Source organism: Moraxella lacunata (assembly GCF_002027545.1).
GTDB classification, from domain to species: Bacteria; Pseudomonadota; Gammaproteobacteria; order Pseudomonadales; family Moraxellaceae; genus Moraxella; species Moraxella lacunata.
Genome location: NZ_MXAN01000134.1, coordinates 1 through 5,705 on the forward strand (window position 1 = coordinate 1; position 5,705 = coordinate 5,705).

The window sequence follows — 5,705 nt, forward strand, 5'->3', positions numbered from 1 at the left end:
TTAAAAAATCCATAAAAATCTAGGTTTGAAAAGAAGTCTAATGATTTTAATGGTTGCTACCCTTTTAAAAAAATCGTTTATTGCAGGCGGGCAATTTTATTTTCTATTGTGCGATTTTATGTCAATAAATTACCCTTGCACCCGCACCACAAACCACACCGCCACCCCGCCCATAGTCAGCTTGATTTGTGAGCCGTCTGTCAAGCCCTGTGGCAAGGTGGTGCGAATGGTCTGACCGTTGTGGGTAAAGGTTATCTGTCCGCCATGTATGGCAAGCTCTGGCGTGATGACAAGGGTGGGCGTGGTTTGGGCGGTGCTGTGATTAGCATTGGGATTAAAATTGGGCTTGGAATTAGCATTAGCATTGGGAGTATGGGTTGCCATAAGGTCATTAAATTTGCCAAATAAAGTTTTGGCGTTTTTGATAAAGACAGGCTTTAATTCATGCTCGGCAAACTGGGCAAAAGCGGTCGCTTGGCGTTCTAGCTTTTTTAAATTTGCCATGACGGTGGGGGATTTTTGTAGGTTGTAGCGAGCGGTGGTGGCGACCTTGTGGGCGATTTTGCCAGTCGTGCTAAAATAAACGGCATGATACACGTCATATTTGGCACGCTTTTTGGGGTCTTTTAAGGTGGCATAGGCTTCGTTAATCAGCACGATGTATCCGCTCTCGCCTGCTCTGTCGGGGTGGTGGGTTTGGGCAAGTTGGCGATAGGCTTTTTTGATTTGCCCGATATCTGCCGATTTTGACACGCCCAAAATGGCGTAATAGTCGTGTTTGGGGGGTTGTTTCATTTTTAATGGGTTTGGTAAATGGGGTTTTGATGATTTAATGTGGTTTGTAGGGGTAAATCACATTTATCCTTTATTTTAAATATAGTCATTTAACCTCAAAATACACCAACGGGCGTGTTCAACACGCCCCTACAAAAATGTTTTCAAAATTTAGCATTGGTGCAAATTGGGGTTAATTTACCATAAAATCTGATTTGGGGCGAATGTGATTCGCCCCTATACGCCTGATTTCAATATTAAAATCACTCTTCCAACGCTCGCTCCAACGTCTCCAACTCGTCCATTGCCATAAGCAGACTCTCTTCGGTGTCGTTTAGCTGTTTTTGTGTTTGGCTTTGGTCGGTAAGCAGATTCATGAGTTTGTCTTTTTGGTCGTCATCATACAGGGCGGTGTCCGATAGGGCGGTTTCAATCTCGGCAAGTTTCGCCCCTAGCGTGTCCAGCTCTTTTTCTAGTTTGTCAATTTGCTTACGCAAGGGAGCGGTTTTTTGGCGGTTTTCGGCATTTTTTTTACGGATTTCTTCTTTGGTTAGGGCAGGTTTGTCCGATGTGTCGTCTGCCGTTGGGGGCGGATTGTTCGCTTTGTTTTGGGCGAGTTTGGCAAGGCGAGCTTGTCTTAGGTGCTCAGCATAGTCCGCCATGTCTCCTGTGAACTCGTCCGCCCGCCCGTTTGCGACCAATATCAAGCTGTCGCACACAGATGTGATGAGACCACGGTCGTGCGATACCAAGATTAACGCACCGTCAAAGTCTTGCAAGGCGAGCATGAGTGCGTTTCGCATGGATAGGTCTAGGTGGTTGGTCGGCTCGTCTAGCACCAGCACGTTGGGGCGTTGCCAGACGATAAGAGCAAGGGTAAGCCGTGCCTTTTCGCCCCCAGAAAACAGACGGCAAGGCGTGTCAATCTTATCGCCACGAAAATCAAAACTCCCCAAAAACGCCCGCAAATCGGCGTCTGATGTCGTCCCTGCCAGTCGCCGAAGCAGGATAAGCGGGGTGGCGGACTCATCAAGTGTGTCCATTTGGTGTTGATTAAAATAGCCAAGCATGAGATTATCAGACGCTCGGTGCGTGCCTGAAAGTAGCGGTAAATCGCCCACGAGTGCCTTAATTAGCGTACTTTTGCCCGCCCCATTTGCCCCCAATACGCCAAGCCGTGTGTCGGGCGTGATTTGTAAGTTTATCTTGGTTATCAAAGGTTTATCATAGCCGATAGATGCGTTATCTAGCGTGATGAGTGGACTTGCCATGTGCGTGGGCGGATAAAAGCGAAAATCAAACCCACTGTCTGCCATGACAGGGGCGATGTCGGTCATGCGGTCAAGCTGTTTGAGACGGCTTTGGGCTTGTTTGGCTTTGCTGGCTTTGGCACGAAAACGGCGAATGAAGTCTTCTAGGCGGGCTTTGGTTGCTTGTTGTTTGGCAAAGGCGGACTGCTGTTGTTCTAGTCGCTCGGCTCGGGTGCGAACGAACTGGCTATAATTGCCCGTATATAGGTTAATTTTGCCCTGCTCTATGTGCAAGATATGTCCGCACACGCCGTCCAAAAATTCTTGGTCATGGCTGATGAGCAAAATCAAGCCGTCAAATTTAAGCAGCCACTCTTCTAACCACAAAATCGCATCCAAATCCAAGTGGTTGGTCGGCTCGTCAAGCAGTAACACGTCCGCTCGGTGCATGAGCGTGCGAGCAAGGTTTAGACGCATACGCCAACCGCCTGAGAACTCACGCACCATGCGAGTATGTTCATGTTCGCCAAATCCTAGCCCTGACAAAATCTGCCCTGCCTTAGACGGGGTACGATAGCCGTCTATCTCATCAAACCTTTGGTAAATGGGGGCGATGTCATGCTCGGATAGGGCAGATTGGTTTTGGATTTTGTTGTTAAGATGATACCACTCATCATCGCCAGATAACACATAATCAAGGGCAGTCTGCTCGCTGGCATGAACTTCTTGTTTCATGTGAGCAATTTGCCAATCCTTTGGTACGTCAATCTGCCCCACGTCCGTGCCATGCTCGCCCAATATCGTGGCGAACAGTGTGGATTTGCCGGTGCCGTTGTTGCCTGTTAAGCCGATGCGTTGCCCTTTGTGGAGCTGGGCATCAAATTCACTAAACAGCAAGCGTCCGTCTCGGCGGACAGCGACATTTTTAAATTCTATCATGATAATTCAATGTGCAAAATAAGTTAAAAATTCTCTATTATACCTTGTATCGCTAAAATTTGGGCTTATTATGGTATAATTATCCCTAAGAATTGTAAAAATTTTAACAAGAGAAAAACCATGCAAAACGTCATGACCCTAACCGACAACGCCGCCAAAAAATTACAAAAACTAAAAGACGCCGAAGGCAATCACGAGCTCATGCTTCGGGTCTATGTAACAGGCGGGGGCTGTTCGGGCTTCTCCTACGGCTTTGATTTTGCCGATGAGCTAGACGATGACGATGCCACCTTTGACAATGGTGATGCCACGCTCGTGGTGGACAGTCTAAGCTATCAGTACCTGCACGGCTCAACGATTGACTATATCGAAGGGCTTGAAGGCTCTCGCTTTGTCGTGGATAACCCCAACGCCACGACTACTTGTGGTTGTGGGTCGTCTTTTTCGATTTAGGTTGATTAAGATTGATTAAGATTGATTAAGATTGGGGTGTGCTAATCTTGTTGTAACCAAACCGTCTTAATGGCGGTTTTGTTTTGTGTTAATCAAGGCAGAACAACATTAACTATCTGCCAGTCTAGTACTTGATGACGGTGCATGACGATGGTATAGGGCTTATCTTTGATGGTGGTGGCGACTTCAAAGCAGTTGATACCACAGTACGACAGCTTGGGCTGGGTCGGCTGTCCGATGTTGTCGCTTGTCTTGGCGGCGATGGCGGTTTTTTGGTTATCGATGGCGATGTTCATGTCGCCTGTGCTGATGTAGTCGGTGAGTAGGCGTTCAGTATCGACATAACCGCCAAACAAGGCAATGCCCACAAGCATGGGCTCACTCTCGGGCTGAACGTCGCCTTGGGCAAGCCGAGTTAGATTCTCAGGGGTAACGCCCTTATCCACGGCAGTATTGATAAAGCTGTGGGCGATGGTGTTAAGTTTGGCACCATCTAGCCCAAGCAGTCCACCAAAGAGTGACAAGCCCTGCACCACGTCGTTAGAGCCAAGCCAGTTATCCGTTTTGGTGATGAGCTGATGTTTTAGGTTTGGGCGTAGTGTCTCAAAGTCTATGCTGTTGATGATGGGAGTATAGTCGCCATTGTCATAAGCGTTTTTTAGGGTGTAGAGCTTATAATAAGGCGAGCCTGCCACGATGATAAGGGCGATGATGGCAAGTGCCAAGAGCAGTTTGGTGATTTTCATAAACACAGGATGATAATAGGGATAATGCGGGGTATTTTGCCATAAATTTTTGAAAATTGGTAAAAAATCACACCAATCACGCTTGATAAATGGCATAAAAGCACCATAAATAGGCAAATTTTTTATTTTTGCGAATCGTGACCTTTTTGGGTCGCCTAAGTAGCCAAAAGCCAATCAGGACAACACATGAGTAAAGATTTTTATACCATTTTGGGCGTGGACAAGTCGGCAGACGATAAAGAGATTAAAAAAGCCTACCGCCGTCTTGCGATGAAATATCACCCCGACAAAAACCCAGACGACCCAAGTGCCGAAGAAAAATTCAAAGAAGCAACGATGGCGTATGAAGTACTGTCGGACGCCCAAAAACGTGCCACTTATGACCGTATGGGACACAGTGCCTTTGAGCAGGGCATGAACAACGGTGGTTTTGGCAATGCTGGCGGATTTAGTGCTGACGACCTAAACGACATCTTTGGTAGTTTCTTTGGCGGTGGGGCTCGTGGTGGCTTTAGTGGCGGTGGCGGTTTTGGCGACATCTTTGGTGATATGTTCGGCAACTCTCGTGGCTCTTCTCGTGCTAGCAAAGGAGCGGATTTGCTCTACCAAATCAGTCTCACCCTAGAAGAAGCGGTAGCTGGCTGTAAAAAAGAAATCACATACAGCACGAGCGTTCACTGTGAGACCTGCGATGGTAAAGGGGTAAAGTCTGCCAGCGATGTCGTCAGCTGTCCTACCTGTGGCGGACATGGTCAGGTGCGTGTCCAACAGGGCTTTTTTGTCATGCAACAAACCTGCCCTGACTGCCGCGGCACTGGCAAAAAAATCAAAAACCCCTGCCCTGATTGTCATGGCAAAGGCAAACAGCACAAATCTCAGACCCTAGAAGTCTCCATCCCTGCTGGCGTGGACAATGGCGACCGTGTCCGCCTATCAGGCAAGGGCGAAGCGGGCGACAATGGCATGCCAAATGGTGACTTGTATGTTGAGATTCATGTCAAACCGCACGACATCTTTACCAGAAATGGGGCGGATTTGCACCTTGATATTCCTGTCAATATCGCCACCGCCACACTTGGCGATGAAGTAGAAATCCCCACGTTGGGCGGTGGTCGCCTAAAAATCAAAGTTGCCGAAGGCACCCAAAGTGGCAAAGTGTTGCGTGTGCGTGGCAAGGGTGTAATGACCGTGCGTGGTGGCATGCAGGGCGACTTGCTGTGCAAAATCATCATTGAGACACCCACCAATTTGACTAGCGAACAAAAATCCTTGCTTGAGCAATTTGCCAAAACCCTAAATAGCGACAACGGAGCAAGTGCCAAAAAAAAGGGGTTTTTTGACAAAATCAAAGATGAAGTTAAAGACATTTTTGATTAAACCTAACTTTTCAAACAAAACACGGTAAAATTTTACCGTGTTTTTTATTTTTGGTGGCAGCCTAAAAAGTATGCCAAACTAGGTTTTCCGTTCGCTCTGAGCCATGCCTGCGAGTCGGAAAACCGTTATGAGCAGGCAATAGTTTTCCGTTCCAAAAAACCTACCC

Annotated in this window: 5 protein-coding genes; 2 read left to right on the forward strand and 3 right to left on the reverse strand. The window is 47.5% G+C overall.

The annotated features are described in order from the left end of the window. Positions 1 to 129 precede the first annotated feature (129 nt). Together B5J94_RS13670 and B5J94_RS13675 are read right to left on the reverse strand one after the other, a co-directional pair. Entirely contained in the window at positions 130 to 795 is a 666-nt protein-coding gene (locus B5J94_RS13670) for a J domain-containing protein (protein WP_062500813.1), read from the reverse strand. A 242-nt stretch (positions 796 to 1,037) separates the two neighbouring features. After that, the gene (locus B5J94_RS13675) at positions 1,038 to 2,963 is read right to left on the reverse strand and encodes an ABC-F family ATP-binding cassette domain-containing protein (RefSeq protein ID WP_062500811.1); all 1,926 of its coding nucleotides are present in this window, start codon (positions 2,961 to 2,963) and stop codon (positions 1,038 to 1,040) included. Positions 2,964 to 3,083: 120 nt separating this feature from the next. Between B5J94_RS13675 and erpA the strand changes: the two genes are divergently transcribed. After that, entirely contained in the window at positions 3,084 to 3,416 is a 333-nt protein-coding gene (gene erpA / locus B5J94_RS13680) for an iron-sulfur cluster insertion protein ErpA (RefSeq protein ID WP_062500809.1), read from the forward strand. Positions 3,417 to 3,508: 92 nt separating this feature from the next. Here the strand turns inward: erpA and B5J94_RS13685 are convergent, their stop codons facing one another. Continuing rightward, entirely contained in the window at positions 3,509 to 4,258 is a 750-nt protein-coding gene (locus tag B5J94_RS13685) for a DUF2939 domain-containing protein (RefSeq protein ID WP_062500807.1), read from the reverse strand. A gap of 90 nt (positions 4,259 to 4,348) precedes the next feature. On the opposite strand from B5J94_RS13685, the gene dnaJ reads away from it, so the two are divergent. Next, positions 4,349 to 5,539, forward strand: coding sequence for a molecular chaperone DnaJ (dnaJ, locus tag B5J94_RS13690; protein ID WP_062500805.1), 1,191 nt, complete (start codon positions 4,349 to 4,351; stop codon positions 5,537 to 5,539). Positions 5,540 to 5,705 lie beyond the last annotated feature (166 nt).

Coding starts and splice junctions, on each gene's coding strand:
- B5J94_RS13675 (WP_062500811.1), bottom strand. CDS start 2,963: ATGATAGAATTTAAAAATGTCGCTGTCCGCCGAGACGGACGCTTGCTG.
- B5J94_RS13670 (WP_062500813.1), bottom strand. CDS start 795: ATGAAACAACCCCCCAAACACGACTATTACGCCATTTTGGGCGTGTCA.
- erpA (WP_062500809.1), top strand. CDS start 3,084: ATGCAAAACGTCATGACCCTAACCGACAACGCCGCCAAAAAATTACAA.
- B5J94_RS13685 (WP_062500807.1), bottom strand. CDS start 4,258: ATGCCATTTATCAAGCGTGATTGGTGTGATTTTTTACCAATTTTCAAA.
- dnaJ (WP_062500805.1), top strand. CDS start 4,349: ATGAGTAAAGATTTTTATACCATTTTGGGCGTGGACAAGTCGGCAGAC.